The sequence below is a fragment of the Aminobacter sp. P4_H6_2 genome, assembly GCF_056400805.1.
This window is the reverse complement of sequence record NZ_JBFUKO010000876.1, coordinates 1-1,742: the sequence shown is the minus strand read 5'-3', so window position 1 is coordinate 1,742 and position 1,742 is coordinate 1. Positions and strand designations below refer to the sequence as shown.

Below are 1,742 nucleotides of genomic sequence, written 5' to 3'. Positions count from 1 at the left end.
CTCTCCGCGCGGCGTCATCAAAGCCTCTGCCGACGGCAAGGTCGAAGATACCGGCCCGCTGACCAAGAAGCGCATGGAGACGATCGACGACGAGACGACCGCTGCTGCTATCGACTTCATGGATCGCCAGGCCAAGGCCAAGAAGCCTTTCTTCACCTGGATGAACACGACGCGCATGCATCTCTTCACCCATGTCCGCGAGTCCATGCGCGGCCAGAGCGGCATGCCCGGAAACGAATATGCCGACGGTATGGTCGAGCATGACGGCGACGTCGGCAAGCTCCTGAAGGCGCTCGATGACTTGGGCATCACCGACAACACCATCGTCGTCTACGCCACCGACAACGGCCCGAACCAGTTCTCCTGGCCGGATGCGGCAACGACGCCGTTCCGCAGCGAAAAGGACACCAACTGGGAAGGCGCGTTTCGTGTACCGGCAATGGTCCGCTGGCCGGGGCACATCCAGCCGGGGCAGGTCTCGAACGGAATGGTTTCCGGCCTTGACTGGTTCCCGACCCTGCTTGCGGCCGCCGGCGATCCGGAGGTCAAAGATCGCCTGCTGAAGGGATGGAAACCTGAGGGGAGTCAGACCACCTTCACGAACCATCTCGATGGCTACAACCAGCTCGACTACCTCACCGGTAAAGCTCCGAAGAGCGCGCGCAGCGACTTCTACTACTTCGATGACGATGGCAATCTCGTTGCCACGCGTTACGATGACTGGAAGGTGGTCTTCCATGAGCAGCGGACACCGGGCGGGTTCGGCGTCTGGCAGGACCCGCTGACAGTTCTGCGCCTGCCCAAACTATTCAACCTGCGTATGGATCCCTACGAGCGGGCAGATATCGTCTCCGACCAGTACAATGATTGGCTGGTCAGGAACGACTATCTCCTCGTAAAGGGGCAATTGCAGGGAGCCGCCTTCCTCGAAACCTTCGTGAAGTACCCGCCCAGCCAGCGCGTTGCCAGCTTCAACATCGAGGGCGTTCGCGACGAGGTGAACAAGGCGATCGACAAGTCATTCAAGGATCGCGGCATTGAGAAATAATCGAACCATCGATCAGCTCTAGCTCGCTTTCAAAGCAACACGGGCGCACCAYCATCGGTGCGTCCGGAGACGAAATACGGGGCTCGCATGACCGCACACGACGACATTGTCGACCTCGGCAAACGTATCGGCCAGTCAATCATCGGCCAGGATGCCATGATCGAGCGCCTGCTGCTCGGCCTTTTGAGCGATGGCCACCTTCTGGTCGAAGGCCTGCCCGGCCTTGCCAAGACCCGCGCCATCAAGAGCCTGGCAAAAAACCTCGACGCCAAGCTGTCGCGCGTCCAGTTCACGCCCGACCTTTTGCCCTCCGACATCACCGGCTCGGAAGTCTATTTCAGCGAGGGCGGCAAGGGCGAATTCAAGTTCCAGGAAGGGCCGATCTTCGCCAATCTGATCCTCGCCGACGAGATCAACCGCGCCCCCGCCAAGGTGCAGTCGGCGCTCCTGGAGGCGATGGAGGAGCGGCAGGTCACGGTCGGCGGCGACAGCCATCCATTGCCTGAACTGTTTCTCGTCATGGCGACGCAGAACCCGATCGAGCAGGAGGGCACCTATCCGCTGCCCGAAGCACAGCTCGACCGTTTCCTCATGCATGTGCGGGTCGACTATCCCGCCCGCGAGGCCGAAGCCCAGATCATGCGGCTGGTGCGCAGCGAAGAGGATGGCAGCGCCAAACCCGCAGCCAAGCAAG

The 1,742-nt window shown here is 61.1% G+C and carries 2 protein-coding genes; both read left to right on the top strand.

The window, feature by feature from the left end:
• Positions 1–1,048: sulfatase-like hydrolase/transferase (locus tag AC1DUU_RS31205; RefSeq protein WP_476787176.1), on the top strand; the 1,048-nt coding region annotated here is incomplete at its 5' end.
• An 87-nt stretch (positions 1,049–1,135) separates the two neighbouring features.
• Positions 1,136–1,742: AAA family ATPase (locus AC1DUU_RS31200; protein WP_476787175.1), on the top strand; the 607-nt coding region annotated here is incomplete at its 3' end.